At 48.2% G+C, this 26221-nt stretch carries 28 protein-coding genes and 1 other annotated feature; of the genes, 13 read left to right on the plus strand and 15 right to left on the minus strand.

Translation table 11 applies throughout. The features are described from left to right. Positions 1-23 precede the first annotated feature (23 nt). Genes AC3B4V_RS03100 through AC3B4V_RS03120 form a run of 5 tightly spaced genes read right to left on the minus strand, consistent with a single transcriptional unit; the run spans position 24 to position 4566 of the window. The gene (locus tag AC3B4V_RS03100; RefSeq protein ID WP_488377715.1) at positions 24-719 is read right to left on the minus strand and encodes a dihydropteridine reductase; all 696 of its coding nucleotides are present in this window, start codon (positions 717-719) and stop codon (positions 24-26) included. 28 nt (positions 720-747) lie between these two features. Beyond that, positions 748-1500, minus strand: coding sequence for an iron ABC transporter ATP-binding protein (locus tag AC3B4V_RS03105; protein ID WP_064300081.1), 753 nt, complete (start codon positions 1498-1500; stop codon positions 748-750). Beyond that, positions 1497-2561: an iron chelate uptake ABC transporter family permease subunit gene (locus AC3B4V_RS03110; RefSeq protein WP_255998745.1), complete on the minus strand. Its 1065-nt coding sequence runs from the start codon at positions 2559-2561 to the stop codon at positions 1497-1499. Before AC3B4V_RS03110 ends, AC3B4V_RS03105 begins: the two co-directional genes overlap by 4 nt. Continuing rightward, on the minus strand, positions 2558-3553 hold the full coding sequence (locus AC3B4V_RS03115; protein ID WP_488377716.1) for an ABC transporter permease: 996 nt from the start codon (positions 3551-3553) through the stop codon (positions 2558-2560). The genes AC3B4V_RS03110 and AC3B4V_RS03115 overlap by 4 nt, the downstream gene beginning before the upstream one ends. A 20-nt stretch (positions 3554-3573) precedes the next feature. Beyond that, positions 3574-4566: a siderophore ABC transporter substrate-binding protein gene (locus tag AC3B4V_RS03120; protein ID WP_488377717.1), complete on the minus strand. Its 993-nt coding sequence runs from the start codon at positions 4564-4566 to the stop codon at positions 3574-3576. Between the two features lie 387 nt (positions 4567-4953). Here AC3B4V_RS03120 and AC3B4V_RS03125 point away from each other — a divergent pair, with 387 nt between their 5' ends. Beyond that, on the plus strand, positions 4954-5910 hold the full coding sequence (locus AC3B4V_RS03125; RefSeq protein WP_488377718.1) for a GAF domain-containing protein: 957 nt from the start codon (positions 4954-4956) through the stop codon (positions 5908-5910). Positions 5911-5965: 55 nt separating this feature from the next. On the opposite strand, the gene AC3B4V_RS03130 is transcribed toward AC3B4V_RS03125, so the two are convergent. Beyond that, positions 5966-6523 (minus strand): hypothetical protein, encoded by a 558-nt coding sequence (locus tag AC3B4V_RS03130; protein ID WP_488377719.1) that lies wholly within the window; start codon positions 6521-6523, stop codon positions 5966-5968. Between the two features lie 255 nt (positions 6524-6778). Here AC3B4V_RS03130 and nikA point away from each other — a divergent pair, with 255 nt between their 5' ends. From nikA to AC3B4V_RS03155, 5 genes are read left to right on the plus strand one after another with little or no spacing between them, the layout of a single operon-like run. Then, entirely contained in the window at positions 6779-8389 is a 1611-nt protein-coding gene (nikA, locus tag AC3B4V_RS03135; protein WP_488377720.1) for a nickel ABC transporter substrate-binding protein, read from the plus strand. Between the two features lie 12 nt (positions 8390-8401). Continuing rightward, a complete protein-coding gene (gene nikB, locus AC3B4V_RS03140; RefSeq protein WP_488377721.1) occupies positions 8402-9343 on the plus strand; it encodes a nickel ABC transporter permease in 942 nt (313 codons plus the stop codon). Next, on the plus strand, positions 9340-10185 hold the full coding sequence (gene nikC / locus AC3B4V_RS03145) for a nickel ABC transporter permease subunit NikC (RefSeq protein WP_488377722.1): 846 nt from the start codon (positions 9340-9342) through the stop codon (positions 10183-10185). Before nikB ends, nikC begins: the two co-directional genes overlap by 4 nt. Further along, a complete protein-coding gene (locus AC3B4V_RS03150; RefSeq protein WP_488377723.1) occupies positions 10182-10988 on the plus strand; it encodes an ABC transporter ATP-binding protein in 807 nt (268 codons plus the stop codon). The genes nikC and AC3B4V_RS03150 overlap by 4 nt, the downstream gene beginning before the upstream one ends. Beyond that, positions 10985-11782, plus strand: coding sequence for an ATP-binding cassette domain-containing protein (locus tag AC3B4V_RS03155; RefSeq protein ID WP_488377724.1), 798 nt, complete (start codon positions 10985-10987; stop codon positions 11780-11782). Before AC3B4V_RS03150 ends, AC3B4V_RS03155 begins: the two co-directional genes overlap by 4 nt. A 46-nt stretch (positions 11783-11828) precedes the next feature. Here the strand turns inward: AC3B4V_RS03155 and AC3B4V_RS03160 are convergent, their stop codons facing one another. Genes AC3B4V_RS03160 through AC3B4V_RS03170 form a run of 3 tightly spaced genes read right to left on the minus strand, consistent with a single transcriptional unit; the run spans position 11829 to position 13704 of the window. Further along, a complete protein-coding gene (locus AC3B4V_RS03160; RefSeq protein WP_488377725.1) occupies positions 11829-12599 on the minus strand; it encodes an ABC transporter permease in 771 nt (256 codons plus the stop codon). Then, positions 12596-13480, minus strand: a complete 885-nt coding sequence (locus AC3B4V_RS03165) for an ABC transporter ATP-binding protein (protein ID WP_488377726.1) — start codon at positions 13478-13480, stop codon at positions 12596-12598. The genes AC3B4V_RS03160 and AC3B4V_RS03165 overlap by 4 nt, the downstream gene beginning before the upstream one ends. Continuing rightward, positions 13477-13704, minus strand: coding sequence for a PLDc N-terminal domain-containing protein (locus AC3B4V_RS03170; RefSeq protein ID WP_056060843.1), 228 nt, complete (start codon positions 13702-13704; stop codon positions 13477-13479). Before AC3B4V_RS03170 ends, AC3B4V_RS03165 begins: the two co-directional genes overlap by 4 nt. 197 nt (positions 13705-13901) lie before the next feature. Here AC3B4V_RS03170 and AC3B4V_RS03175 point away from each other — a divergent pair, with 197 nt between their 5' ends. Further along, positions 13902-14252, plus strand: a complete 351-nt coding sequence (locus tag AC3B4V_RS03175; protein ID WP_488377727.1) for a cupin — start codon at positions 13902-13904, stop codon at positions 14250-14252. A gap of 222 nt (positions 14253-14474) precedes the next feature. Here the strand turns inward: AC3B4V_RS03175 and AC3B4V_RS03180 are convergent, their stop codons facing one another. After that, positions 14475-15566, minus strand: coding sequence for a hypothetical protein (locus AC3B4V_RS03180; protein ID WP_488377728.1), 1092 nt, complete (start codon positions 15564-15566; stop codon positions 14475-14477). Positions 15567-15642: 76 nt separating this feature from the next. Then, the gene (locus AC3B4V_RS03185) at positions 15643-16161 is read right to left on the minus strand and encodes a transcriptional regulator (protein ID WP_214804666.1); all 519 of its coding nucleotides are present in this window, start codon (positions 16159-16161) and stop codon (positions 15643-15645) included. A gap of 149 nt (positions 16162-16310) precedes the next feature. Between AC3B4V_RS03185 and AC3B4V_RS03190 the strand changes: the two genes are divergently transcribed. Beyond that, on the plus strand, positions 16311-16580 hold the full coding sequence (locus tag AC3B4V_RS03190; protein ID WP_488377729.1) for a hypothetical protein: 270 nt from the start codon (positions 16311-16313) through the stop codon (positions 16578-16580). A 67-nt stretch (positions 16581-16647) separates the two neighbouring features. Here the strand turns inward: AC3B4V_RS03190 and solA are convergent, their stop codons facing one another. The 3 genes from solA to AC3B4V_RS03205 form a co-directional block, all read right to left on the minus strand. Beyond that, complete coding sequence (gene solA / locus AC3B4V_RS03195) at positions 16648-17781, minus strand: N-methyl-L-tryptophan oxidase (protein ID WP_488377730.1); 1134 nt, start codon at positions 17779-17781, stop codon at positions 16648-16650. A gap of 70 nt (positions 17782-17851) precedes the next feature. Continuing rightward, positions 17852-19549: a methyl-accepting chemotaxis protein gene (locus AC3B4V_RS03200; RefSeq protein WP_488377731.1), complete on the minus strand. Its 1698-nt coding sequence runs from the start codon at positions 19547-19549 to the stop codon at positions 17852-17854. A gap of 532 nt (positions 19550-20081) precedes the next feature. Beyond that, positions 20082-20552 carry a DUF2975 domain-containing protein gene (locus tag AC3B4V_RS03205; protein WP_350468915.1) on the minus strand — a complete coding sequence of 157 codons (471 nt, stop codon included), beginning with the start codon at positions 20550-20552 and terminating at the stop codon, positions 20082-20084. A 146-nt stretch (positions 20553-20698) separates the two neighbouring features. Between AC3B4V_RS03205 and AC3B4V_RS03210 the strand changes: the two genes are divergently transcribed. The 4 genes from AC3B4V_RS03210 (at position 20699) to AC3B4V_RS03225 (ending at position 22183) form a co-directional block, all read left to right on the plus strand. Further along, positions 20699-20923, plus strand: coding sequence for a DUF2188 domain-containing protein (locus AC3B4V_RS03210; RefSeq protein ID WP_029341445.1), 225 nt, complete (start codon positions 20699-20701; stop codon positions 20921-20923). 137 nt (positions 20924-21060) lie between these two features. Next, entirely contained in the window at positions 21061-21270 is a 210-nt protein-coding gene (locus tag AC3B4V_RS03215) for a helix-turn-helix transcriptional regulator (protein ID WP_058705222.1), read from the plus strand. Continuing rightward, complete coding sequence (locus AC3B4V_RS03220) at positions 21263-21646, plus strand: hypothetical protein (RefSeq protein WP_488377732.1); 384 nt, start codon at positions 21263-21265, stop codon at positions 21644-21646. Before AC3B4V_RS03215 ends, AC3B4V_RS03220 begins: the two co-directional genes overlap by 8 nt. Before the next feature lie 6 nt (positions 21647-21652). Beyond that, positions 21653-22183, plus strand: coding sequence for a hypothetical protein (locus AC3B4V_RS03225; RefSeq protein WP_488377733.1), 531 nt, complete (start codon positions 21653-21655; stop codon positions 22181-22183). A gap of 4 nt (positions 22184-22187) precedes the next feature. Here AC3B4V_RS03225 and AC3B4V_RS03230 read toward each other — a convergent pair whose 3' ends face one another. Further along, positions 22188-22736: a GNAT family N-acetyltransferase gene (locus AC3B4V_RS03230; protein WP_488377734.1), complete on the minus strand. Its 549-nt coding sequence runs from the start codon at positions 22734-22736 to the stop codon at positions 22188-22190. A gap of 84 nt (positions 22737-22820) precedes the next feature. Further along, positions 22821-23066 (plus strand) — a binding site (T-box leader). Positions 23067-23122: 56 nt separating this feature from the next. On the opposite strand from AC3B4V_RS03230, the gene ileS reads away from it, so the two are divergent. Beyond that, positions 23123-26218 carry an isoleucine--tRNA ligase gene (gene ileS, locus AC3B4V_RS03235; RefSeq protein WP_488377735.1) on the plus strand — a complete coding sequence of 1032 codons (3096 nt, stop codon included), beginning with the start codon at positions 23123-23125 and terminating at the stop codon, positions 26216-26218. Positions 26219-26221: the final 3 nt, after the last annotated feature.

Below are 26221 nucleotides of genomic sequence, written 5' to 3' on the forward strand. Positions count from 1 at the left end.
GCTGAAGTCTAATCATTGGTACCTTATGCTAAAAACGTATCTCGCTGGTCCTGACGTTTATCAATCATGATCTGTGCTGCCGGAATGTTAGCAGTCTGCAACACGTCAATCGTGTCTCGAAGAAATTCATCACTGCCAACGATGTAGAACAACCCTTCCTTATCATCTGTCATCGCTTTGACAGCATCGTAGTAGGCAGCGCGACTCTCGACATAAGCCGGGCTGAACTGCTCATGCGAAGGAAGCTGAGTTTTGAATAGTTCAGTGCGCGCAGAATCGACGTTTAACGAGTGCATGTGCGGAATGCCACTTCTGTCAGCCTGATGTTGCAGGATGATTGGTCGAAACGTTGCCAAACCGACGCCGGCTGACAGTAAGTACACCGTACGATTTTCCCGACGTAGTGGAATGTTCGAATGCGTCTTAAACAAAGCAATCTTCTCACCCATTTTCAGCTGCCGAAGTGTCTCCTTAAAGACGGAACATTCCGGTTTGATCCGCGTCGTGATGCCGATCGTTTCTTCATGAGGGAGCGTCGAGATCGACATGTGCCGAATCAGACTGCGGTTCGGCTTTTCGCCTGCATTAAACCCTTCTAGCGCCATATGCGTATGGGCGCCCTCTTCCCAAACGAAACCATCTGGACGTTTCAAGTGAAACGTGTAAGTGTGTTCGCCTTCTTGCGTTACCTGTTCTAGTGGTAGCCAATCGATCTGCATCATTCATTCCTCATTTCTATATAAAGTATCAATAGACGGCAATCGGACCGTATGGACCTTCGATGATCTCAAGATGAGTCTCGAAGATCTCGGATAATAGCGCTTCATCCATGACTTCGGCGACCGTTCCGAAAGCGGCGATTTGTCCGTCCTTCATCGCACAGATGTGATCGGCATATTTCGCGGCAAAATTGATATCGTGCAAGACGGTGATGATCGTCCGTCCGAACGTATCAGCGACATGTCGTAGATAACCCATCATCTGGACCGAGCGGGCGATATCGAGGTTATTGAGAGGTTCGTCGAGTAGAATGTATTCCGTTTCCTGACAGAGCACCATCGCAACATACGCCCGTTGCCGCTGTCCGCCCGATAATTCGTCGAGGTAACGGTTCTCAAGCGACGTCAACTCGAGAAAATCGATGTATTTCGAGATGATCGTCTCATCGTCAGCCGTCAAGCGACCTTTTGAGTAGGGGAAACGTCCGAAGCCGACGAGCTGCCGGACCGTCAGCCGGGTTACGAAATGATTTTCCTGCCGCAGGATGGTGATAATCTTCGCTAAGTCTTTCGATTTGCTACTCGTCACATCCATACCAGCGACTTCGATCTGTCCGGCATCGAGATCAAGCAAACGACCGATCATCATCAACGTCGTCGACTTACCGGCACCGTTTGGACCGATCAACGCCGTGAATCCGCCTTTAGGAATCGTTAAGTCGATTGGACCGATTCGGACCTCATCCGTATACGATTTTTTAACTTGTTCAAGTGATATCATAGGGACCTCTTTCTAAGCAACACTATAAGGAATATCAGTCCGCCGAACAGTTCGATGATGACGGAGACGACGCTTGGCGTGTTGAAAATGTGATACATGAAGAAATAGGCAGTCGTCAAAACGAAGAAACCAATCGCGAATGCCATCGGGAAGACGTATTTATGATCGTACGTCGCAGCGACCTGATAACTGAGTGTCGCCACTAAAAAGCCGAAGAACGTCAACGGTCCAATCAATGCCGTTGACATCGACATCAGGAGTGAAATCAGGATCAAGAAGTAGATGACACTGCCACGATGATTGACGCCGAACGATGTCGCGACCTCTTTACCGAGTGCGACGACGTTGAGTCGTCTTGACGAGAAGAAGAGCAACAGACCGACGATGAGGACGACCGGAATGACGATCGGGAAGTAGGACGCGTCGGCATTCGTGACCGAACCGAATAATCGTGCTTGTAAGATATCGAATTCGGACGGTGCAAGCATCTTTCGCATGAATGACGACAGCGAGTTCAGACCCGTGCCGAGAATGATTCCGACGAGCAACATCAGCTGCAGGTTCGCGTATTTTCCGGATAATAACCATCCGTATAATAAAAGACTCATCGCGAGCATGATCGCGACCTGTGTCAAAAAGGCGCTCGTGCCGGTAAAGCCGACGAGTGCTCCCGCACCGAAGAAGAAGATCATCGATGTCTGGATCGTCGAGTAGAGAGCATCAAAACCAAGCAGGGATGGTGTGATGATCCGGTTGCTCGTGACCGAATGAAAGGCGACGGTCGCGAGACTTTGGCAAATTGCCGCGATCGCCATCGTGATGACGGCGGTGATCCGGCGTTCGACGACCGGCCAAAAGGACGGAGAATCAAACGGAACCGGATTATTGTAGAGCAAGAGACCAATCGTACTGAGCACTCCGCCGCTGAGGAACAGAATGAGGAGAATCCAGTAGCGGCGCTCGAGTCGTTTCGACTGAAACGCAGACGCCCGGCGATTGGTTTCACGTGTAACGCTCGGTTGAATTCGTGTATGTTCCTGTTGTCTAATCGCGGTACTCATCTGACACCTCCAGTCTTCCGTCGACGTAACAGAATGATGATGAAGACGGCTGCCCCGACCGTTCCGAGAATCAAGGAGACCGGTAGCTCAAACGGACGGATGATCGTGCGCGAAATCAAATCACTGATTAGAATCGTCGCCATCCCAATCAGACAGACCCATGGCAGATTACTACGGAGATCGTCACCGCGAAACATCGAGACGATGTTCGGAACAATCAAGCCAAGGAAGGGCAGATTGCCGATGACGGTCGCGACGACACCGACTGATAATGCAATCAGCCCAGTCGCGATCAGCATCAGCCGATTGTAGTTGACGCCAAGACTCGTCGCAATGTCTTCGCCGAGTCCGACGAGCGTCAAGCGACTCGCGAGAAAGAAGATACAGACCGTGACACCGATGATGATCCAGAGGTATTCGTAGCGACCGATCTGGACGGACGCGAACGAGCCGACGAACCAGCCTTCGATTGCTTGGCTGGCACGGAAGAACAACCCGAGAAACGTCGATATCGCGGAAATGACGGCTCCGAGCATCAGTCCGATGATTGGAACAATCAACGATGACCGCAATCGGACTGAACGGAGAAACCAGAAGAAGACCATCGTTCCGATGAATGCAAAAAGAATAGCACCGCTCATCCGCATCATCAACGATGGTGCCGGAACGAGTAAGTAAACGGCTAACAGTCCGAGTCCCGCCCATTCGATCGTTCCTGTCGTCGTCGGTTCAACGAGCCGGTTTTGCGTGATCAGTTGCATGACGAGTCCAGCCATCGCCATCGCGGCACCGGTCAGCATCAAGGCAAGTGTCCGTGGAACACGTGTGATCCAGAACATATCAAAATCGTTGGCGGCACTCCGTAGTTCGTAGACACCCGTGAAGAGAGACGCGGTTGCGAGCGCTAAAACGAGACATAAAGTCAAGACGAACGGCTTCGTCCAAACGACAGAAAAGGAAGGTCGAGCGGGTGGCTCAACTCTTCCATTCATTTGTTGCTGTGCGTGTGCCATTACTTCGTAAGTGCTTTCGCGATATCGTTGAAGAATTCCGAGTACGTCTGGATCGATTCATTCAAGTACGTATCTTTTGGTGCGTAGACGATATTGTCGTCTTTGATTGCTTTCGTTTTTTGCAGGGCAGGCGCGCGGTCGATGACGTCTTGCGCCGGCACGGCACCTTCAGCGTTTCCAAGTGGTGCGTCACGATCAAGGACGAGTAACCAGTCCGGGTTACTTTGAGCGATCGCTTCGACCGAGACTTCATCCCCTTGGTCGTTGCCCGATTTTTGTTTGACTTCGAGGGCTGGTTTCCAGTCGAACAAATCATACATTGGTCCGAAGACACGTCCACTCATCGGAGCCGAGAATCCGATATCGCCGCCTGAGACGATGACCGACATGACGCTGTCCTGTCCGTTATACGATTTTTTAACGTCTTTGATCGATTGCTCGAGCGTCGTCACGAGCTGATCCGCTTCTTGTTTTTTATCAAAGATTTGTCCGAGTGTCTCTGTCGTATCTTCAAGTCCTTTGACGAGTAACTCACCTGGTGTACCGGAGTCTTCCGGTAAAGTGATGTCAAGGTCGATGACAGCAGCGTTCGGAACGAGTTTTTTGATGTCTTCATAATGATCAGCGAAACGTTGTCCGACGATGACGACGTCCGGATTAACACCAGCGATTGCTTCGAGATTCGGTTCGAAGTGCATGCCGACATCGACGATATCTTTATCTTTTGCATATGGTGACTCAGCCGGGAGCAGTCCGACTGGTGCTGCTGCGAGTTCGACGTCCCATGCGGCAAGCGTTTCGAACGTCCGGTTATCGAGTGCGACGACTTTCTTCGGATTAACCGGAACGTTGACCGTTCCGTGTGCATCCTTGATTTTGACCGTCTTCGGTGCTTCCGCGTTCTTCTTCGTGTCTGCTTCTCCTGCGTTCCCGCAAGCCGCCAGTAAGACAGCAAGCGAACTCACGACGAGTGGCGTTTTCCATTTCCCCATGATGATTCAGCTCCTCTTGTTTAATTTGATAACGCATGAATCACGGATTAAGTAACAGATGGATTATGTAGTTCTATCTGAGTCATCTGTTCTCAATAAGTGATAATGATTATCATTGTCATGTTCACCGAGAATGATAGCAGACGATTTTAGAAGGCGCAATGCTCATTTCCAGTCAAATGGCTGTCCGAATTTTTACCTTCTATAAACTATACGAAAATAAAAAAATGATAATCCTTCTCATTTAGGACTAGAAATAGGACCATCGAACGCTTTTTACAAAAACAGGTTTAAACGATAGTCAAAAGAGAAAGTGGTAATAAATGTAACCTTTTCGTTTTTCAAATCAGAGAAGCTACAGAAGATGACTTCGAAATGAGGTGCTGTATGAATCAACCATTTGAAGACTTGAAGATGTATCAAAATTTTGATGAATTGGCAGATGATGTCCTCGATTTCGCAAAAGAGATTCTACCGGACCAGATGCTGTATTTATCAGCAATCGAAGCAGGGCAACAACGGATGTTGAAGATTGCGAACGACAAAGCAGATATACCGATGGTGGAAGGCATGCAGATTGAATTGAACCAATCGTTATGTAAGCTGATTGATTTTGAGACGAGACAGCCGGTTGTGCTCGAAGATATTCCGAACGCGGAACAACTCGGCGACTGGCGAAAGGGTTTGGAGGAGGCTCACGTCCGCTCCTACTTGGGTATTCCAATCGTCTTGACGAGCGGGGAGACGTTCGGCACATTATGTGCGATCAATAATCGGGTCAGCTTGTATGAACAGAAGAATGTTCAGCTATTGCAACGGATCGTCCGACTCTTCTTGTACTATTTGGAGCTTGAGCGCCATGCTTGGAAGGACGCGTTGACAGGACTCCATAATCGACGGTACTTAACGAAGCAGTTCGAGGAGCATCCCGGGCAGACAGGGGCCGTCTTCTTCCTTGATCTCGATGGCTTTAAGCAGGTCAATGACGTCTATGGACACGAGACGGGGGACATCGTCCTGCAAGAGGTCGCGCAACGCTTGCGACAGTTCGTCCGCGAACAAGACGACGCGATGGCCGTACGACTAGGCGGTGATGAATTCATCCTCCATTTCGGTCATTCGGATTCAAGGGCAGGGTGGGAACGACTCGCGGAGCGGATCGTCACTGCGTTAAGTGAGTGGGAAACGGACTACCGCGTGTCGACCAGTATCGGGATCGTGATGTATGACACCGCGTTCCGTCCAGAGTTGCAAGCCTTGTTACAACAAGCGGATGTTGCACTATATGCCGCTAAGTCGTCTGGGAAGAATACGTATCAGTTCTATGAGATGGCGAAGAAATGAACGAATATCAAAAGACCTGACGCTTCTGAATCTCTTCAGAAACGATCAGGTCTTTTTAGTTGCCATGAAGACGATAGACGATCCGAATGATGTCCTTTTTCGGAAAATCAGGGTACTTGAGACATAACTGTTCGACACATGTCACAGGATCTTCCTTTTCTAACAAGCGGGTGGCTTCCTTTACGACTGGATCATGTGGTTCGGTGACTTCGGAAACTTTAACAGTGGAGTCGCTCGATTGATGAATCAGGTAAAACAATAGCGTATGTACAGATACGAGCACGACTTTTGTCGCGAGAGAAATCGTGATCGACGCAACGTAGAGGTCCATCCAAAGTAAGACGCTCAAACTGACGGAACCGTTCACGACAGCAAACAGTATGTTCGAGAAACGACGCTTAAACAGTCCGCCAAGCGCACGCATCATCCCGTCAAAGACGACGCTGACGACCAGGCTAGCGAGATAGAAGCATAAAAGAAACACCAGACAACCAACGAACGAATCGTAGGACACATCTCCGACGTATAAAATCAGTCCATCGATCATCAGTAAAGGGAGCACTAAGAGCAGACTGAGCAACACAAGCGAGACGGAGGAAACCAGTCGTGACATCCTATCATCCTTTCCGTGCAAATGATTTCGTTAGACAAGAAACGCAACATACAAACTAGGATACCGCTTAACACAGCTGATTACAATTATTGACAAACAAGAGGTGTACACAGAATGTTACTCAGTTAAGCGTGGAAATCCTGTCAAAAAGCGCCTTTACGTCCAGTTAACATCTGGATTATCCATTGACAATCCTTCCCTTTCCCTCTTACAATTGAAAATGATTATCAATACAAGTTGGGAGTTCTGCCTACCATGAACGTTAACCGTAAAAAATTACTGATTTCTACCGTCTCGATCCTGTCATTGACATCATTATTGATCGGCTGCTCGAACCCGGGCGAGTCGACAGGAGAGCGAAAAGATAAAGATACATTGACGCTCGCGTGGCCACGCGACATCGGAACGATGAACCCGCACGTCTACAACCCATCACAACTGTTCGCACAGTCGATGATCTATGAACCACTCGTCCACTACGGAGAAGGTGGAAAGCTCGAGCCATACTTAGCATCGTCTTGGAAGATTTCTAAAGACGGAAAAACGTACACGTTTACGCTCCGTGACGGCGTCAAGTTCTCGGACGGTTCGACGTTCGACGCAGCGATCGTCAAAAAGAACTTTGACGCGATCCTCAAACAAAAAGCCTTACATAGCTGGCTTGGCTTCATCACGAAAATCGAGAAGACAGAAGCTGTCGATACGAGGACGTTCCGCCTGACATTATCCGAAGCCTATTACCCGACGATTCAGGAACTCGCGGTCGTCCGCCCGGTCCGTTTCCTCGGAGAAGCGGGATTCCCTGAAAACGGCGATACGTCGAAGGGTGTCAAAAAAGAAGTCGGGACAGGTCCCTGGATGCTCGACGAATACAAACCGGATCAGTATGCGACGTTTAAGGTCAACAAGAACTATTGGGGTCCGAAGCCGAATATCGATCACATCAAGGTCGACATCATCCCGGATGCGGAGACACGTGTCTTAGCACTCGAAAAAGGACAAGTTGATCTGATTTACGGTGAAGGGGCGATCAGCATCGATGCCTTCAATCAGTTAAAGACGGATAAATCCTACAAGACAGAGATGTCCGAACCAGTCGCGACGCGTCTCCTCGTCTTGAATACAAAAAATAAGCGTCTGTCTGACGAACGCGTCCGCCAGGCGCTCCAGCACGGGTTTGATAAAGCCGCTCTCGTCGAAGGGATCACGTCGGGAATAGAAGCACCAGCTAACTACCTGTTGCCACCGAACATGCCGTACACGTCGAACCTAAAAGTGAAGCAACGAGATTATGACGTCAAGGAAGCGAATCGTCTCCTAGATGAAGCAGGTTGGAAACTGCCGAAAGGTGAAAAGGTCCGCGTCAAGGATGGTCAACCGCTGCAAATCGGGATGATGTATGATGCGGCCGAGCAGGTCCAAAAGGCGATGGCCGAAACGTTGCAGTCGGAATGGTCGAAAATCGGCGTCGAGCTGAAGACGGAAGCCGTTGAACTGCCGGATCAAGTCCAGCGCTTTAAAGACAACCGATTTGACATCAACTTCTACAGCAACTTCGGTGCACCGTATGATCCGCATACGTTTGTGAACCTGATTGATACGGATGGCTTCGGCTTCAAAGAAGCGATTTCGGCTTATCCGAATAAAGAACAACTGTTGCAAGAGATCAAAGATGTCTTGAAGACGACAGACGAGACGAAGCGTCAGAAGATGTACGCCGACATTCTGCCATCACTCCAAGATCAAGGGGCATTGATTCCGATTTCGTACTTGAAGAAGATGGCGGTCTATCAGTCGGACGTGACAAACTTCCAGTTCCCGGCGAACCGGGATGAGAGTCCATTTGCCCGAATCGGAATTAAGTAAAGGAGGGATGACATGGGGGTCTTCCTCGTCAAACGCATATTATCCGTCATCCCGATCTTGTTACTTGCTGTCTTGATTCTGACAGGGTTGATTCATTTGTCACCAGTTGATCCGGCACAGGCCTATCTATCCGCTGCCCATATCCAACCGACGGATGAACTACTCGCTGCCAAACGAGCAGAATTCGGACTCGATCAACCGTTCTACAAACAATACTTTGATGCCGTCATCCGCTTGGCGCAGCTCGATTTCGGCACATCGTATCTTTCCGGCAAACCGGTCCTTGAAGATGTCTTGCTCCGCTTACCGCCAACGGTCGAGCTGGCAGTGACGAGTCTACTGCTCGCACTCGTCATCAGTCTCCCGCTCGGGTTTCTTGCCGGGATCAAGAAGAATGGATTCTTCGATCATCTCAGTCGGGCAATCGCCTTCATCGGGGCTTCGATTCCGTCGTTTTGGCTCGGGTATCTATTTATCTTCTTCTTTGCTGTCCAGTTGGATTGGTTTCCGGTCGGTGGGACGGGAAGTGTGATGCACTTGATCTTACCGGCATTGACACTCGCCTTTCCGTTGATTGCCCTGTATACACGATTGCTCCGTGGCAGTGTGATTGAAGCATTGAATGAACCGTACGTCTTGTTTGCCCGGACACGTGGCTTAAAGGAAGGACGGGTTCTTGGGAAACACGTTCTCCGGATGGCGATTCCACCGATGATCACGGGTCTTGGGATGAACCTCGGGAAGTTGCTGACGGGAACGATCATCGTCGAGACCGTCTTCTCGTGGCCAGGCTTCGGTCGCTACTTCATTGAAGCAATCTTTGACCGGGATATGCCGGTCATCCAAGGCTACGTCTTTCTCGCGGCACTCGTCTTCATCGGAAGCAGTTTGCTCGTCGACATCATTCAAGCCGTGCTCGATCCACGACTAGCGAAAAAAGGAGGGACGGTATGAATACTCCACTTCCAGCAACAATGATCCGGTCGCGGTATACGCCGCTTCTTTATCTCTGTGCCCTCGTCTTAATCGGGATGGCTGGCCTTGCGTTGTTTGCGCCATGGATCGCGCCGCATGATCCGAATCTCGTCGACTTGACGCAAAAGCTCCATGGGCCGTCGTCAGCCTATCCGCTCGGAACCGACCAACTCGGACGCTGTCTCTTATCGCGCTTGATTTACGGTGCGCGGATTTCACTCGGCTGTGCCGTGTTGATCTTCGTCGCCTCACTTGCGATTGGACTGTTCGTCGGAACACTGGCCGGTTATCGCGGTGGTTGGGTCGATCAGCTCTTGATGCGTCTGTGTGATGGTGTGATGGCATTTCCGAGTCTGATTCTCGTCCTCGGGCTCGTCGGTATTTTCGGTCCAGGACTCAAGCAAGTCATCATCGCCTTGATGCTCGTCCAGTGGGTCTACTACGCGCGGATGTTCCGCGGAATGGTCATGACGCTGAAGACGGAAGCGTTCATCGCCGCTGCTCGCGTCAACGGTTCGTCTTCGTGGAAAATCATCCGGACGCATATCCTGCCGAACATCTTACCACCGCTGCTCGTCATCGGAACGCTTGAGATGGGCTGGGCGATCATGGATATCTCGGCGATGTCGTTCCTCGGGCTTGGTGTTCAGTCACCAACTGCCGAGTGGGGAGCGATGATTCACGAAGGAAAATCGTACATCCGGACGAATCCGGAATTGATGATTTATCCGGGACTTGCGATCATGCTCGTCATCATCAGCTTTAACCTAGTAGGAGAACAGTTAGCAGAACGATTCGGTGTATCAAAAACGATGAAATGAGAGGAGGTGCCCGTATCGAACCGATCTTAGCTGTCGACGGTCTGACCGTCCGTACGAAACAACAAGTAACATTGATCGAAGGGGTGACGTTCTCAATTCAAGCTGGACAGATTCTTGGTCTTGTCGGAGAGAGTGGCTGTGGGAAAACGGTGACGAGTCTCGCTTTAATGCGTCTGCTTAATCCACAGACAACAGACGTCACCGGCGATATTCGACTGAACGGAACATCAATTCAATCCTTATCAGAACGCGCTGTGCGAACGATTCGGGGCGGTGAGATTGCGTTCATCATGCAAAATCCGATGAGTGCCTTCACACCGGTCTACTCGATCGGGCACCAGATGATCGAGACGATTCAGACCCATACACGTTGTTCAAAACGTGAAGCAAAACAACAAGCGATGACGGCACTCGAAGAAGTCAATCTGACGGACGCCGCCCGGTTGCTCAAAGCTTATCCATTCGAACTGAGTGGCGGAATGTTGCAACGGATCATGATCGCCTTAGCTGTTGCCCTGCGCCCAAGCGTCTTGATTGCCGATGAACCGACGACGGCACTCGATGTCTTTAATCAAAAGACGGTTCTTGAATTACTCGAACGGATGCGGGCGACTTACGGAATGGCAATCTTGCTCATCTCACATGATCTCGGTGTGATCGCTGAACTTGCAGACGATGTCCTCGTCATGCAGCAAGGACGGATCGTTGAGCAAGCAGATGTCTTTGATTTGTTTGATCGACCGCAACATCCGTACACACATTCCCTTCTCGCACAGCATCTAGGAAGGGAGGCGTTCGGATGAGTTTATTACAGATCGATCAAGTCTCACACGTCTATAAACGTCGATTTCGACCTGCACAGACCGTCTTACATGATGTGTCGTTGACGCTTGAAGCGGGACGTTGTCTCGGACTACTTGGGTCGAGTGGTGCCGGCAAAAGTACGCTCGGACGATTGTTGCTTGGGCTCGAACGTCCAACGACCGGAACGATTTGGTTCAATGGTGTCGATCGCCACGCGACAAAACGACCATTTCAAGGTGACGTCCAAGTCGTCTTCCAGGATTCCTTCGCTGCGGTCAATCCGAAGCTTACGGCTGCCGATATCATCGCCGAACCGCTTGATAATTTCATTCGTTTAAAGGGTGAAGCACGGCAACAGCGTCTCGTCACGCTAATTGAACAAGTCGGGCTCAAGGCGACGGATCTGACGAAATATCCGGCGCAGTTCAGTGGCGGGCAACTCCAGCGAATCGCGATCGCGCGAGCGATTGCTGCTGAACCACGTCTGATCGTGTTAGACGAAGCAGTCAGTAGCCTCGACATGGTCAACAAACGATTGATTCTTGCATTGCTAGCTGACTTGAAACGGCTACATGGTCTAACATATGTCTTTATCACGCATGACATTAAAGCTGCCGAGCAACTTTGCGACAGCTTCGCGATCTTAGAGCAAGGACGCCTCGTCGGGCATTACCCGAGTCTAGTTGCATTTGATGCTGCGACGGATTCTGCCGTTGAACGGATGCGCCAAGCAAAGCTTGCCGTGCATCCAAGGCAACGAACGATTCGAAAGACACAATCAAACAAAGGATAACGGACTGCTGAACGGCCCCGTTATCCTTTTTTGTTGTAGAGTCGGATTAGTAAGACGTTTTTCGAAACCGAAGACCAGACCAGCCAAGTGTTAGGGCAATCCAAACGAGACAAGAAGCGACACCGATTAGATGGGACGAAGAAAAAAACGACGTGTGCGATGGAAGCGACAGTAGCGCACCAGGCATAAAGAATAGAATGTCTGGCATTAGCGAAGGAAGTGCAACAAGTAGTAAGGAAACGACGAGCGACAGGATGCCGATCGGAACAGCGCGTCGCAAAAAGGTGCTGATCAGTAGTGTCAGACTGACGACGAATAACATCCAAAGACTAAAATCGAGGATGATACGTAGCGCAAGCATCGGCGAAAGGGATCCGAACCAATAGACGGTCAGACAATAGGACGTGAGTGCGCCAATCAAAATCCCAAATAGACTGATCATCCCGTGACTGAACCATTTCGACAGCAGATAAACATTCCGGGAGACAGGGCGCGTCAGAATGAAATCCTGCATGCCAGTTTGTCGGTCTAATGCGAGCAGTCCCATGAAGCTCATGATCAGGACAATCAAGCCGAGCTGATTGAACTGTCCGTGAATCGTTGCGCTGAAGACGTCAAGCGGTTGCGGAGTAGGACGATTCGGATCGACGATGATTCCGTCTGCGTTTCCGACGTGTGCGAGCAAGACATCCATGTACATCAACAGCAACGGTTGTGTCACCCCGAGGGCAATGAACAACAGCGGTAACCAGACGATTTTCCATTCTTTCCATGCTTCCAACCACTCGGTCCATGTCAGTGTATAAAAGGTCCTCATACGTCTGCCACCATGTCGAGGAACCGTTCCTCGAGTCCAATCGGTTGATAGGCAATCGAAGCAATCGACCATCCTAGCTGAATCAAGGTGGTCGCTAACTGTGAGAGGTCAAGCGGCTGCTGTGCGGAGAACTGATAGCAGCACGGGTTGATTCGATCAATCTCGACTCGTGGAAATCGTGTCGCAGAAAAAGACGGGGCAGCTGTAAGCGTCTCGACTTGAATCCGGTATTGATCCACGTTGCGTTGATTGTCGAGTGGACCTAACAATTTTCCATGTTTAATGACGAGGAAGCGGTCGCAACACGTCTTTGCGTCTTCTAACAAGTGCGTTGAGACGATGATCGTCATCCGTTTCTTTAAGCGGAGAATCAATTGATTGATATCATGTCGACCACTCGGATCTAGGGCGGAAGCCGGTTCGTCAAGAATCAAAAATGTCGGTTCATGTAAGATAGCTTGGGCGATTCCGAGACGTTGGCGCATGCCGCCGGACAGGCGTTCGATGACTTCTGTTTGTTGGTCGTGGAGTCCAACTTCATGTAGAACGGCTGGAATCCGCTTATTTAACGTTGCGCGATCGAGACCTGACAAGCGACCGAAAAAACGTAATGATTGTTCGCACGTCATCCAAGGCTTAAAGTCGGTCTGTTGTGATAAGTAGCCGATCGATTGCTGGTGTTGACGTATGGAGCGCGAAGACATCGTGATGGAACCACGGTCACTCTCGATCATGCCGCTAAGACATTTCAGGAGTGTCGTCTTTCCGGCACCATTCGGACCAATCAGTCCAAGGCATTCATGTTCGTGAATCGTAAAGGAAATATCGTCTAGGATAAGACGTCGTTGAAGTGAAAGCTGGAGATGAGAAATCTGAATCATGCTGTCATCCTCCTTCCGAGGACGAAGTAGAGAATCGAGCCAATCGGCTGGACGAGGAGAATAATCAATAACCAAGTAGTCGGTGTCGCGATCCGGTCCTTCCGTCTGAACCAATCGATACAGGCGCAGCTGAGTAGAATCAGGTTGATGGAGATGTAAATCAATAATAGGGGCAGGAATCGTTCCCAGTCGATGTGTGATAAGGCAGAGAAATCTGTGTTCATGAAAAACCCTCCTTTTCTATTACCATTATCAATAATGAAAATAGAAAAGTCAATGCCATGGACGAATCATCGTTAGTTCTCAATCAGTTAGAGCTATGATAAACTTCTCTTATCAAAATTTTCCAAATGAGATTTGAATCAAATAGTTTAAATGAAAGACGAACTATCAAACGAATCATGATTTTAAGGAGGCTTATATGCAGATTTATCAATTCAAAAAAGAGGTTGGTAAGAAGATCACGAAATTTGATTCGAACTTTGTGATGTCGCGAATCATGCAAACTGAAAAAGTGACGCACATCGGATGCATCCATTTAGAGAAGGATGGCGTGGTCGGTTATCACCAGGCTGTCGTGCCTCAACTTCTATTAATTGTAGAGGGTGAGGGCTTTGTAAGAGGGGAAACGGATGACTACATAAAAGTTCAATGTGGGGAAGCCGTATTTTGGGATCAAGGAGAATGGCACGAAACGAAGACGGATACGGGTTTAACAGCGATCGTGATTGAAAGTGAGTCACTGGATACATCATTTCTCGTTTCCGTTTAACGAAACTAAACACGATACATAAAGAGGCTGACTCAAAAAAGAATGATTCGCTTCCTCACGCCCTTTCCTCAGGCGAGACACAAGCCAGTTTTCCTGCTTCATTCAAGCAGGAAAGCGGGTCTTGTTTGTCTCTGACAGCGCATAAATGCGCTTTTCCTGTAGGAGTGGCGTGTAAAGCATCATTCTTTTTATCTTTGTAGAGACTAAAGTTTACGTCAGCCTCTACTCTGATTCCGTACACCATTTTTCTAATTCTTCGAGGCATAGATGTAACCGAGCAGTGATCATTTCTCGATTTCCCATCTGTTGCGTTGTTTTATGAGTGAGATGAGGCTGATTTAGAATGTCGAAGTGCTCATACGCTTCTTGCAATATCCATAATGTATACTCATCCAGTAATCGTCGAGTTTGCGTGGTGCGTTCGTCTCCAACCACGTTAAAGCAATATCCGCTTATAAATCCATCAGCTATGTTATTTAGAATATTACTTTTTTCTTGATACGCTTGCTTTATGTATCGTGGTGCATTTGAAAAGGCTGGTAATAAAAATTTGTAACAAAAAACAAAGTAAGCTGCATATTTCAAATCAAAATCCAATCTTGGAAACGGATCAATGATTGCAATGTGTTTATCACTTAAAATTAAATTTTCTGGTGTTACATCTTGATTCACGAGCGAGATGTTTTGAACCTGAGTTCGTCTATTTTCAATTAAAGCATGAATATGTTTACCGACTTTTTCTTTATCAAAGCAAAGACTAGAGTGAATGAGAGCATTTAAGGCGGTTAAGACATGTTCATTTTCTTCCTGCCATAATTTATCCTTGTTTCTTAAATCACTACCTTGTAAAGTTTTCCCTTGCCAGTTCAATTCCCCGAAACCTGCAATAGAGGTTTTCTGGTTGTGTATATTGTGATAAATTCTCCCTAATTTCTTACCGTAAGAATGGGCTTTATTCTGATCGAGTAACAATAAATCCGTTCCACGACCCATGAACGTTTCTACTGTAAATACTGTGTCATCTTCAATAAAATACTGATAAAAGTCAGGACAGACATTTTGGTCACTTGTATTGGCATGTAAATAGTAAGCTTTCGTAGACTCATACTCTGTAGTCAGCTCTTGTTTATCAATCTGTTGCAACTCCCCATAAGCTTCATTCTTTTTTATGCGAATCACAAGGTCTTGATCATCTACTCTCTTTAACTTATATACAGTGTGCCAAGCTCCTTCACCAATCTTTAGAATCTGTTCTGCTTTTACGTTCAACGTATCCAGCACAATTGCATCAAGATTTTCTTTGATCCGTTTCATGGGGTCTATTTTCTCTCCCTCGCAATGTTGTCTCGTTTCAGTTTGGTGAAAATACGCTTCTAGAAACGGAGCGTGTTTAGGGCAAGATGACGAGTGAGACGGTCCGTTCAGTTGCCTGGTCTTCTGTCTCTAGGTGATGATATTTTTCGAGCAGTGTCCGCATGTCCTGTTGAAAATCATTGAAGGTTTCATCCGTCAGGTGCAATTTCGCGATCGAAAACGTCGAGTGGTCCTGACCATGCGTTTGAACGGTCTGTTCGAAGTACGTCTGGTACTGCTGCAAGACATACATGAAGTAGAACGAGACGAAGTTCACTTTTTCATCGTACGTCGCACTGTTCCAGTCTGCTTCGCTGATTTGATAACCGCTCGTGTTCAGGGCATAGATTTTTTCCTCGACTTTTCCGACGCGCTGGACGGCGACGATTTTCAACAACTGATCGTCCATCATCGCATTAACTTGCCGGTACAAAGTAGACTGCGGTACATCCGTTAAACGTTGATTCAGTTGCATGATTGATAAGCCGTCTTCGCGATCAATCAATTCGAGTGCAATCTTAAACCGGACATGATTTTTGAATAAGTTAAAGTTCACGACGTGTTTCACTCCTTCGTTCAATCGATTCTAAAACTATCTTATCATGCTTTTGGAAACATTCTTAAAAATGATAATGTAAAAAGAGGGAATTTGATGTATTCCTTGAATGATTTAGATTAGAGTATGTTTTAGAAAGGAGCCTTCATATGAAAAATACAAGTTATCGCTACGGTACATATGCACTCATTACAAGCTTTTTCTTATTCTTCGTCGTCCAGATTTTCCGAGCGTATATTGAATTATCTCCAGAATTTCTAGGAGAAAACCTTGGTGAGTATTACTTAACATATTTCCCGATGAGTGCATTGATCCTTGGACTAGTACTACTTATCCACGGCTGGTGGAATGAAGATGAGAAAAAACAGCGTGAAAAGCTAGCTTCAAAAAATCAGCAAGAATCAAATGAATCGGTGTGACATCATACCGTTGATAAAGAAGACCGACAACGAATTTTCGTTGCCGGTCTTTATCGTTTCATATGCTTTATTTCGCAAAACGCTTAATCGCGAAAGGTCTGATCGGTTCAGTCGTCGATCGTTGCATGATCAATTCACTGAGTACTTTTCCGACAAAGCTACTGAACTTGAACCCGTGACCGGAGAAGCCGGCGGCGATCGCGATGTGCGGATAGTCTGGATGCAAATCGATGATGAAGTCCTCGTCTGGCGTCATCGTATAAAGACACGTTTTGCCGTGAGTTAAAGTATCGATCGAGGGAATGAACGTTTTCGTGAACTGTTGTAAATCAGCCAGATCACCCGTCTCTTGACCGAAAGGACGGCGTGGTTGATTCGGATCAACGGGAATGCCACCGTCGTGGCGTCCGATTTTTAGACCGGCTTGAGCGATACTTGGAAAACCGTAATAATAACCGGCGGGTGTATCAAAGGCAAAGGCAGGGAACACCGCGTCATTGAATACCTCTTCCATTGCTTCGAACCAGGCGAACGTCTTGCGGACCGGGCGTAGCGGTAAGGCGAGTCCAGTTTGTTCGAGCAATGGACCAGACCAGGCACCGGCTGCGACAATCAATGCATCAGCTGAATAGGTATCTGTTCCGACGGTTACGTCAACGCCAGTGGCGTGGGCGGTAAGCGTCGTCACTTTCGCATTCGTCCGGATGTCGACACCGTTCGCGACAGCAAGATCGCGGTATGCTTCAATACAATCCTCGCACTTCAACACACCGGACGTCGGTTCAAAACAACCGATATACTCGTCGGGCATCGTTAAGCCGGACCAGCGCGTTCTCATTTCGTCAGCCGTCAGGACCTCAAGCGGTAGATCGTATTGCGCTGCACTCCTAATGATCGTCTGCATCGCATGGGACGAGCGGTGACCAGCGTTTAAGACTCCGGTATTCAGAAACAGGCTCCGACCGCTAATCTGTTCTAACTCATACCATAAGCGTTGCGCGGCTAAGGCGAGCGGTACGTAGGCTTCACCTTCCCCGTAGGCATGGCGAATGATCCGGGTCTCGCCGTGGTGGCTCGCTTGATCATGCGGTGGATTGTGAGCATCTAATAATAAGATGTTTTGATCGGTTCGTGAGAGATAGTAACCGGCTGCCATCCCCATGGATCCGGCACCGACGATGATGACATCATAATGGGACATCTGGTTCGACTCCTTCATATGTAAGTTCACACCAGTATAGAGTGAGAACCAGAAAAGAACAAATGAAAGATTAAATCTCGAAGCGACGGGCTTCTTGTTCTAAGTGTTCTGTTCGTGCGTTCAAATCACCGACGAGCGTATGCAACGTCGTGATCGTCGCAATCATTTGTTCAGATGCAGCGGCAACTTCTTCGTTACTTGCCGTGTGTTCTTCCGCGACAGCAGCAATTTCCGTCAAGGCATTACGGATGAACCGTTCTGCTTGCAAGACGTCTTCCATCTGTTGCGTCATCTGTTTTGTTGCCGATGAGACATGCGTGACTTGATCCGTCAACCGTTCGAACGTCGTATCCGTATCGAGCACGATCTGTTCACCGGCTGCTGTTGCTTCGACCGTCGTCTTGAAGCTGTGCTGCATCTGCTGCGCACTGGCTTCAATCGACGTGACGATTGTTGCGATCTCACTGACACTGCTAGCGACGTGGCTTGAAAGATTCTTAACCTCGGTCGCGACGACAGCGAATCCTTTTCCTTGTTCACCAGCTCGTGCCGCTTCAATCGCGGCATTAAGGGCGAGTAGATTCGTCTGCTCGGAAATACCGCGGATGATACCGACGAGCGTTTGGATATCCGATGATTGCTGTTTCAGTAGATCAATCTGTTCAGCAGACTGCGTGACGTGCTGATGAATGTGGCGCATCTGTTCGACGGAAGCGGACATTTGATCCCGTCCGACTCGTGTCAGTGTTGCCATCTGCTCCGTCGTTCCTTGAATTTCGACACCAGACTGATTCGTCGTCTCGATCAATGCTGCGAACCGATTCATCTCGTCATTCAACGAAAGCGTGACTTGCGTCTGACTTTCGGTCCCGGTCGCGATTTCCGACATCGTATGAGCGATTTGTTCGGAACCGTCGAGTACTTCCGACGTACTTTGGTCGATCGATTGACTCGTCGTCGAGACGAGGGTAGCCGTCTGTTTGATGTCGACGATCATCGTCCGCAGCATCTCGTTCATATCACGAATCGAGATCGCAAGCGCATAGATTTCGTCTTTTGAAACAATCGTCAAATCGGTCAACGTCTGTTTTGCCTGATCCAGTCGTCCCTCAGCAATCAAGGCGGCGACTTTCTGTAACGTCTCGAGCGGACGTAATTTTCGACCGAGGACGATGTAAAGCAAGATAAGTGTGGCCGTTAACAGAAGAAGTAGAAGTCCAATGAAAATCGGTGCGTTTTGCTTTAATAATTCTGTTGTGAGGGCATCGATTTCCTTCGCAGCGATGTCGACGCCAAGAATTCCGATGATTTGACCGGACGCATCCTTTAACGGAACGTAGACACTCATATACTGTCCATATACAGGATCATCAATGATGTCCGTCGCGTGTGTTCCTCCATTTAATACGTCCTTCATGTCAGTAACTTTTGCGCCACTCGCCGGTTCATTAATCTTTGCAGCATCTTTTTTCGGAAGACCGTCAATCAGCAAACGGACCTTGTTTTGGTCGATGCGTGCTGTGTATGTATACAAGAGTCCGTTTTGTTTACGTAAGGTATCAAGTTGATTCCGTAGGGTTTCATACTGCTCGGACGCGACAGGCGATTGTAGGAATTCGCTATAAGCCACTGTGTCGAATGTTTTGCTGATGCGAAGCGCGTCCTTTTCGGCGGTCGCTTTCAGCGTTGAGACTGCAGTTTGTTTCGTATTGAAGTATAAGGCCAGACTACTAAAAACAAAAAAGGCAATCAAAATCAAACTAATCATTACTAAAAGACGTGTTCGGATGGAATGGTTCTTGGTTGTGTTTTTCACATGCAACCGTCCTTTCAACTCATATTTTCTATCTGTAATTCATTTATCGGTCGTTAAAATACATATTAAACAGGACCTTTTGACGATTTTTTTATAAAAGGTCGTAAGAAAAACCGTTTTTTCTTAAAAAAGGATTTATTAAGAATGATTCAGGGCACATATTAGATAGAAAAAAATACAAGTTGAGGGAAGAGGGATTGAGATGGAAAGTGAAGTCGATCATCGAATCAAGGCAAGACATGTATATGAAAATGAATTACGAAGACACGCGGTCAGCACAAAAAAAACCACATTTCGATTGATGACATGTCTACGTTGCCAATCGAAGATTCTGTTGAAACAGGGACATCAGGATAGCCATCAATGTGACGCGAACTAAAAAATCCCGCTCTTAGGAGCGAGATTGAACAAAGTGTATAGGTAGGAAAAGCAACGGCTAGAATGACAAAAACAATCATGAGAACTTGTTTTTCGGTCGTTCACGTTAGAATTTCATAGGCAACACATAGCGTAATAATAATTGTTGGATACAGGCAAGTAGCGTTCCGATTGTCAACGGAGCAAGAATCAAACCGATTCCGATGATAATCAGACCAGGCGCGTCGTCAATCTGACCAATATAGAAAAAGACGGGAAAGAGACATGCCGTTAAAATGGCGACGATATAAAAAGACAATTTCATCGATTGAATGGAAGCTGTGATGAGTGGAAAAGCCGGAGGAGCCATCGACATATATCGAAGGATGCGGAGCGCATGGAATAAAATCAAAAGAGTCGGGATGAAGATAAGGTATGCGGTCAATAGAACACTGTAGCCAGGTCGCTCGAGTAACAAGTTTTTCGTGATACCATGCCAGACAAGTGGGATACCAAGACCAGCTAAACCGAACAGACTGAAGATGATACCGAAGACGATAAAGCGTAAAAACCGAACTTGCCAGACGAAATGATTCACGATATCAACTCCTTTCGAGGCAATAAACGTTTCTTTTAGTATACTGCATCTCCCGAGAGGCTAGTAGAAAATTCAAGTGAAGAGGCAACCGCACTTTAAAATAGTGTCATGTAGATGAAATAGATTAAGGAAATGGAGGTCACGTGATGAAACGAGAGCAACATGTCACGCCGCATCCAAAAGGTGGCTATCAAGTGAAAGCTGCCGGTGCGACTCGAGCAACCAAACGATTCGCTACACAGAAAGAAGCGATTGCAGAAGGGCGTCGCATTGCGAAAAGTCAGAAGACAGAGCTCGTCATTCATAACAAAGAAGGGCAGATTCGGGAAAAAGATTCCTACGGACATGATCCATTTCCACCACGAGGTTGAGCCATCATATACGACACGTTCTGATCATGAGAGCGTGTCTTTTTAATGATTTTTATGTCAAAAGTTTTTGACATGATGATGGAAATTCATTACAGTAGAGATGTAAAAAGAATTTGACACGTCGTGGAGGAATGAACATGAGAAACCACATCAAGGAGCGACGTCTAGCGGCAAAATTATCGCAACAAGAACTGGCTGATCGTTGTCAGGTCAGTCGGCAGACGATTAATGCGATTGAAAACAACAAGTATGATCCGACTTTACAATTAGCGTTTAATATCGCCAAAGTCTTACGGACAAAAGTCGATCATCTGTTCATTTCAGAACAGGAGGAATGGGATGTCTAAGAAAAAAACGGTTTTATTTTTAGTAACGCTCGTGATACTTGCGAGTCTTACAGTCATCAGTATGATCATCGAAAACAACGTAACGTTCTTCTCGATTGTTCAATTGGCGATTCTGTTGATCATGTTCTTCTCGTATTTTACGTGGGCAAGATCAGGAGAAGACGAGCGTCCTGTGCCAGAAGATGAACTCGGCAAAAAGATTACGACGGAAAGCGGTCTCGTCAGCTACAAAATCCTGATTGTCCTGATTTTTGGATTCATCTGTCTCGATTACTTTTTACATGAATCAGCGAATCTGTTATTAATCGTCTTGTTCGCTATCGGACTGACACTGTTGCCGATCATTGAATTCCTAAAGGCACGATCCTATCGATGAAAAGAAATGGCAGTCGATCTTCTGCAACGGATGTTAGATACATTACTGGGAGAGATGACTCGGGTAATAGTGCAAGTGCCAATTAACAGCGATTTTTTATGGAGGAAGGGAATCACCGTGACGGAATTAGAGTACCGATTAAGGAAACATATTGCCGAGATGGATTTCGAGAAAGCAGCGAAATTATTTTTAGAGTTAACAAAAGAAGAGCAATCCAACATGATCCTGAGTGCAGGGTTTGATACGTTTCATCTCACGATATATGCCTTTATGAATTATTTACTCCAACACCATGAATCAAGCGAGATACATGATTTGACGTCTTCATTGATGTTACATCCACTTTGCCATCTCGAGGGAGCTTGCGTAATCGCTTTATTCCATGCAAAAAAAGCAGTCGAATTAGATCCTGATAACATCGAATGGTATATCAATTTGTTGATGTTTGAAAAGCATCCCGATGCCTGGTTTGCGCAAACAGAAGTAGAAGAAGTCTACCGACGGATCAAAAAGTTAGAGTCGAAGAACCTAAAGTGAGATTTTAGACAGACCAATCACTCTGCAAAATCGAGTACATATACAGATCGTCGAACTGACCACGTGTTTTCTCATATTGACGAAGCAACCCTTCGCGTTGAAAACCAAGCCGTTCAAGCAATCGTTGTGAAGCGGAATTCTCTGGTAAGACGAGTGCTTCAATACGATTTAAAGAGAGCTCCTCAAACCCATATGTGATGACTGCAAGTGCTGCTTCCTTCGCGATGCCTTGTCCCTGATAGGCAGGATTCAACTCAAACCCGAGTTCTGCCCGCTGATGACGTGTTGCTTGATTCAAGAAACCGCAACTGCCGATGATGACATCGTCTTCTTGCAACGCAATCCCGAACCGGATACCCGAGCCTTCGCGACGAATCGAGGCGTACCAGTCAATCTCTTCAAGCGCGTCTGCTTCTGATTGGAACGGAGCGAGCCCCATCTGTTTGACGACATGTTCGTCTGATAAATAAGCGAGGACACTTGTAGCATCTTCGGGTAAAACTTCGCGTAAGACGAGACGGTTCGTTTTAAGCGTTGGGAAAGTATGTAACATTCAAAAATCTCCTTTGCAAGAAAATGTAAAAAGCTGTTGTGCAGTCTTTAAGTCATATGGTAAGATTCTCCACAACAAGAGCATATCATTTCGTTGACGAGAAAGAGTAATGATTGTCCCTCTGCCTTACAGAAAACCGGGATTGCTGAGAACCGGTAGCCAGATCAATCATGAAGATCCTCTCTGAGAAGTCACGCTGAACCATTCAGTAAGCGTGACCGGGTGTCCACCGTTACATGGAATGCACATGATAGTGTGCAACTAAGTGCTGTCGAGAATAAGCATTCTCGACGGAATATGGGTGGTATCGCGGTGAAGTCCGTCCCTGTCAAAGGGGGCGGACTTTTTTGTATTCTCTTAGTTACCGACAAAGGAGAGAACAAGAGATGACGTCACTAAACCAAGCAGAAACCGTACAACAACGCGAGGAGCGTGTCCGCAACAGATGGAGACAAGACCAAGTCTTCGCACAATCGATTGAGCAACGCACGGAAGCGGAATTCGTATTCTACGAAGGACCGCCGACTGCGAACGGTTTACCCCACGTCGGTCATGCGCTCGGACGAACCGTCAAAGATACCGTCGCCCGCTATAAGACGATGCAAGGATTCCGGGTCGAACGAAAAGCCGGCTGGGATACACATGGACTACCGGTCGAACTCGGGGTCGAGAAACAACTCGGCATCTCCGGCAAACAAGCGATCGAAGACTATGGTGTTGAAGCATTCATCGCACGCTGTAAGGGAAGTGTCTTCTCCTATGAAACACAATGGCGTGCCTTCACGGAAAAACTCGGCTACTGGGTTGACATGGATGATCCTTACGTGACGATGAAGGACGAGTATATCGAAAGCGTCTGGCATATCCTTGGGACGATCCATGACAAAGGCTGGTTGACGAAAGGACACCGCGTGTCACCATATTGTCCGAGCTGTCAGACGTCACTCAGTTCCCATGAAGTCGCGCAAGGCTATCAGGACGTGACGGACTTATCGGCGACGGTCAAACTTCCGATCGTCGACATGGAGCAGACGTTTCTACTTGCATGGACGACGACACCGTGGACGTTACCGGCAAACGTCGCGGTGGCGGTTCATCCGGAATTGACGTATGTCACGGTAGCGTTTGAAGGAGAGCGATTCATTGTCGCAAAAGCGTTAGTCGCTGAACTGTTCTCAGAATCCGTCGAGGTCGTATCCGAACAGCTCGGTGCGAAACTCGTCGGCTTGCGTTATGAACCACCGTTTGATTTCGTGACGCCAGAGAACGGTCACACGGTCGTCGGGGCGTCCTTCGTCCAAGCGACGAGCGGAACCGGACTTGTCCACCTTGCTCCAGCGTACGGGGAAGAAGATTACCGGGTCGTCCGGGAAAACGGTCTGTCATTCGTTAATGTCGTCGATGCTGCTGGGTGTTACACGGATGCCGTTCCACCACTCGTTGGTCGATTCGTCAAGGAGTCAGACGTTGCAATCATCCAGCTGCTCGCTGAACGGGGACGCTTGTTTGCGAAAAAACGATATACGCACAGCTATCCGCATTGTTGGCGATGTGACTCGCCACTGCTCTATTACGCACAAGACAACTGGTTCATCGAGACGACGGCCGTCAAGGAACAACTCCTTGCGAACAATGCGTCTGTGACGTGGTACCCTGATCACGTCAAGGAAGGGCGGTTCGGGAAGTTCCTTGAGCAACTCGTCGACTGGAACATCAGTCGCAATCGCTACTGGGGTACACCACTGAACGTCTGGGAGTGTGAAGCGTGTGACACGATGTTCGTTCCAAAAAACAAGGCTGAGTTGTTGCACCGGACGACGACATCGACGGAATCCGTCGAGTTGCATAAACCATACGTTGATGCGTTATCGGTCTCGTGTCCGACGTGTCAGGGAGTGATGCACCGGACACCAGAAGTCATCGATGTCTGGTTTGATAGCGGAGCGATGCCGTTCGCGCAACAGCATTATCCGTCACGGACGCAGACGCAGACGCAGACGCTTAACCGCTATCCAGCCGATGTCGTCATCGAAGGCATCGATCAGACACGGGGCTGGTTCTACAGTTTGCAAGCGATCTCGACACTCTTCACGGGACAGTCTGCTTATAAGCGCGTCCTCGCACTCGGGCACGTCCTCGATGAGAACGGGCAGAAGATGTCGAAGAGTCGTGGGAATGCCCTCGACCCGGTGGCATTGATCGAAGCATATGGTGCTGATAGCCTGCGCTGGGCGCTACTCGTCGACAGCAGTCCGTGGAGTGCGAAACGGTTTGCTGAGCGGATCGTCCAAGAAGCAAAATCAAAACTAGTCGATACACTGGATCATGCCGTCCAGTTCTATCTGACGTATGCAGAACTGGACGGATTTGATGGCTCACGTCCGCAAAAACGGACGCGTCTCGACGAATGGTTGCTCTCGCGTGTCCATCAAACGACGCAAGACGTGACGGATGCGATGAACGATTATCAATTGACTCAAGCAGCACGGAGTCTCGCGCAACTCGTCGATGAGATCAGTAACTGGTACATCCGCCGTTCTCGGGAACGTTTCTGGCAAGCTAACTGGTCGGAAGAGAAACAAGCCGCGTACACGACGCTCCACTTCGCACTTTCGACGACGGCACGACTACTCGCTCCGTTCACGCCATACCTTGCCGATGATGTCTATCAGCGATTAACAGGAATGAGCGTACATGTAGCGGATTATCCGGTTGCCGATCGATCGATGCTCCGACCTGATCTGGAATACGAAATGGCACAGGTTGTCTCTGTCGTCGAGTTAGGACGACAAGTTCGTAATACGCACGCCTTAAAAGTCAAACAACCGCTTGCTAGCTTAGGCGTCCAATCGAGCGAAACCTTTTCGTGGGCGGACTATACGGCAATTATTCAAGAGGAACTGAATGTAAAAGACGTCCAAATCGTTCCGACGACGCAAGCGACGACACGGTTCCGTCTTAAACTGAACTTCCGCGCAGCCGGAGCAAAATTCGCACAGCAAGCGAACGCGATCCATCAATGGCTACAACAATTGTCTGCACAGGAGACTTCTGACTTGCTCGAGATCGGAAAATTGATCTACCGGACCGCATCAGGCGATGAAGTCGAAGTGCGTCAAGCGGACGTCATCGTCGAACCTATCGTCAAGACAGGCTTTGCTGCTGCGACGAGTGGTGGACTCACCGTGACGCTCGATACACGGATCACGGAAGCACTGGAGCAGGAACGCTGGATGCGGGAGCTCGTCCGTTATATCCAGTCGGAACGGAAGGCACAAGCGTTATCGCGGGACGCCCGAATCGATCTCGTCTTGTCGGTCGATGCGACGTTCCAACCGATCGTCGAGACGTTTGAGCCTTTGTTATTCAAACACCTTGCCTTATCGTCCGTGCGAACTGAACCGCTACAAGGAGCAGGGGATGTTCAGCTAGGCGGACACGATGTCGGTGTCTCTTTCACACCAACGAAAGAATATTGTTAAGGA

Source organism: Exiguobacterium sp. E17S, from assembly GCF_057772545.1.

What these genes read in the sequence shown, in the direction of transcription:
- AC3B4V_RS03100 (WP_488377715.1), bottom strand. Translation starts at nt 719, where the DNA reads ATGCAGATCGATTGGCTACCACTAGAACAGGTAACGCAAGAAGGCGAA.
- AC3B4V_RS03105 (WP_064300081.1), bottom strand. Translation starts at nt 1,500, where the DNA reads ATGATATCACTTGAACAAGTTAAAAAATCGTATACGGATGAGGTCCGA.
- AC3B4V_RS03110 (WP_255998745.1), bottom strand. Translation starts at nt 2,561, where the DNA reads ATGAGTACCGCGATTAGACAACAGGAACATACACGAATTCAACCGAGC.
- AC3B4V_RS03115 (WP_488377716.1), bottom strand. Translation starts at nt 3,553, where the DNA reads ATGAATGGAAGAGTTGAGCCACCCGCTCGACCTTCCTTTTCTGTCGTT.
- AC3B4V_RS03120 (WP_488377717.1), bottom strand. Translation starts at nt 4,566, where the DNA reads ATGGGGAAATGGAAAACGCCACTCGTCGTGAGTTCGCTTGCTGTCTTA.
- AC3B4V_RS03125 (WP_488377718.1), top strand. Translation starts at nt 4,954, where the DNA reads ATGAATCAACCATTTGAAGACTTGAAGATGTATCAAAATTTTGATGAA.
- AC3B4V_RS03130 (WP_488377719.1), bottom strand. Translation starts at nt 6,523, where the DNA reads ATGTCACGACTGGTTTCCTCCGTCTCGCTTGTGTTGCTCAGTCTGCTC.
- nikA (WP_488377720.1), top strand. Translation starts at nt 6,779, where the DNA reads ATGAACGTTAACCGTAAAAAATTACTGATTTCTACCGTCTCGATCCTG.
- nikB (WP_488377721.1), top strand. Translation starts at nt 8,402, where the DNA reads ATGGGGGTCTTCCTCGTCAAACGCATATTATCCGTCATCCCGATCTTG.
- nikC (WP_488377722.1), top strand. Translation starts at nt 9,340, where the DNA reads ATGAATACTCCACTTCCAGCAACAATGATCCGGTCGCGGTATACGCCG.
- AC3B4V_RS03150 (WP_488377723.1), top strand. Translation starts at nt 10,182, where the DNA reads ATGAGAGGAGGTGCCCGTATCGAACCGATCTTAGCTGTCGACGGTCTG.
- AC3B4V_RS03155 (WP_488377724.1), top strand. Translation starts at nt 10,985, where the DNA reads ATGAGTTTATTACAGATCGATCAAGTCTCACACGTCTATAAACGTCGA.
- AC3B4V_RS03160 (WP_488377725.1), bottom strand. Translation starts at nt 12,599, where the DNA reads ATGAGGACCTTTTATACACTGACATGGACCGAGTGGTTGGAAGCATGG.
- AC3B4V_RS03165 (WP_488377726.1), bottom strand. Translation starts at nt 13,480, where the DNA reads ATGATTCAGATTTCTCATCTCCAGCTTTCACTTCAACGACGTCTTATC.
- AC3B4V_RS03170 (WP_056060843.1), bottom strand. Translation starts at nt 13,704, where the DNA reads ATGAACACAGATTTCTCTGCCTTATCACACATCGACTGGGAACGATTC.
- AC3B4V_RS03175 (WP_488377727.1), top strand. Translation starts at nt 13,902, where the DNA reads ATGCAGATTTATCAATTCAAAAAAGAGGTTGGTAAGAAGATCACGAAA.
- AC3B4V_RS03180 (WP_488377728.1), bottom strand. Translation starts at nt 15,566, where the DNA reads ATGAAACGGATCAAAGAAAATCTTGATGCAATTGTGCTGGATACGTTG.
- AC3B4V_RS03190 (WP_488377729.1), top strand. Translation starts at nt 16,311, where the DNA reads ATGAAAAATACAAGTTATCGCTACGGTACATATGCACTCATTACAAGC.
- solA (WP_488377730.1), bottom strand. Translation starts at nt 17,781, where the DNA reads ATGTCCCATTATGATGTCATCATCGTCGGTGCCGGATCCATGGGGATG.
- AC3B4V_RS03200 (WP_488377731.1), bottom strand. Translation starts at nt 19,549, where the DNA reads ATGATTAGTTTGATTTTGATTGCCTTTTTTGTTTTTAGTAGTCTGGCC.
- AC3B4V_RS03210 (WP_029341445.1), top strand. Translation starts at nt 20,699, where the DNA reads ATGAAACGAGAGCAACATGTCACGCCGCATCCAAAAGGTGGCTATCAA.
- AC3B4V_RS03215 (WP_058705222.1), top strand. Translation starts at nt 21,061, where the DNA reads ATGAGAAACCACATCAAGGAGCGACGTCTAGCGGCAAAATTATCGCAA.
- AC3B4V_RS03220 (WP_488377732.1), top strand. Translation starts at nt 21,263, where the DNA reads ATGTCTAAGAAAAAAACGGTTTTATTTTTAGTAACGCTCGTGATACTT.
- AC3B4V_RS03225 (WP_488377733.1), top strand. Translation starts at nt 21,653, where the DNA reads ATGGCAGTCGATCTTCTGCAACGGATGTTAGATACATTACTGGGAGAG.
- AC3B4V_RS03230 (WP_488377734.1), bottom strand. Translation starts at nt 22,736, where the DNA reads ATGTTACATACTTTCCCAACGCTTAAAACGAACCGTCTCGTCTTACGC.
- ileS (WP_488377735.1), top strand. Translation starts at nt 23,123, where the DNA reads ATGACGTCACTAAACCAAGCAGAAACCGTACAACAACGCGAGGAGCGT.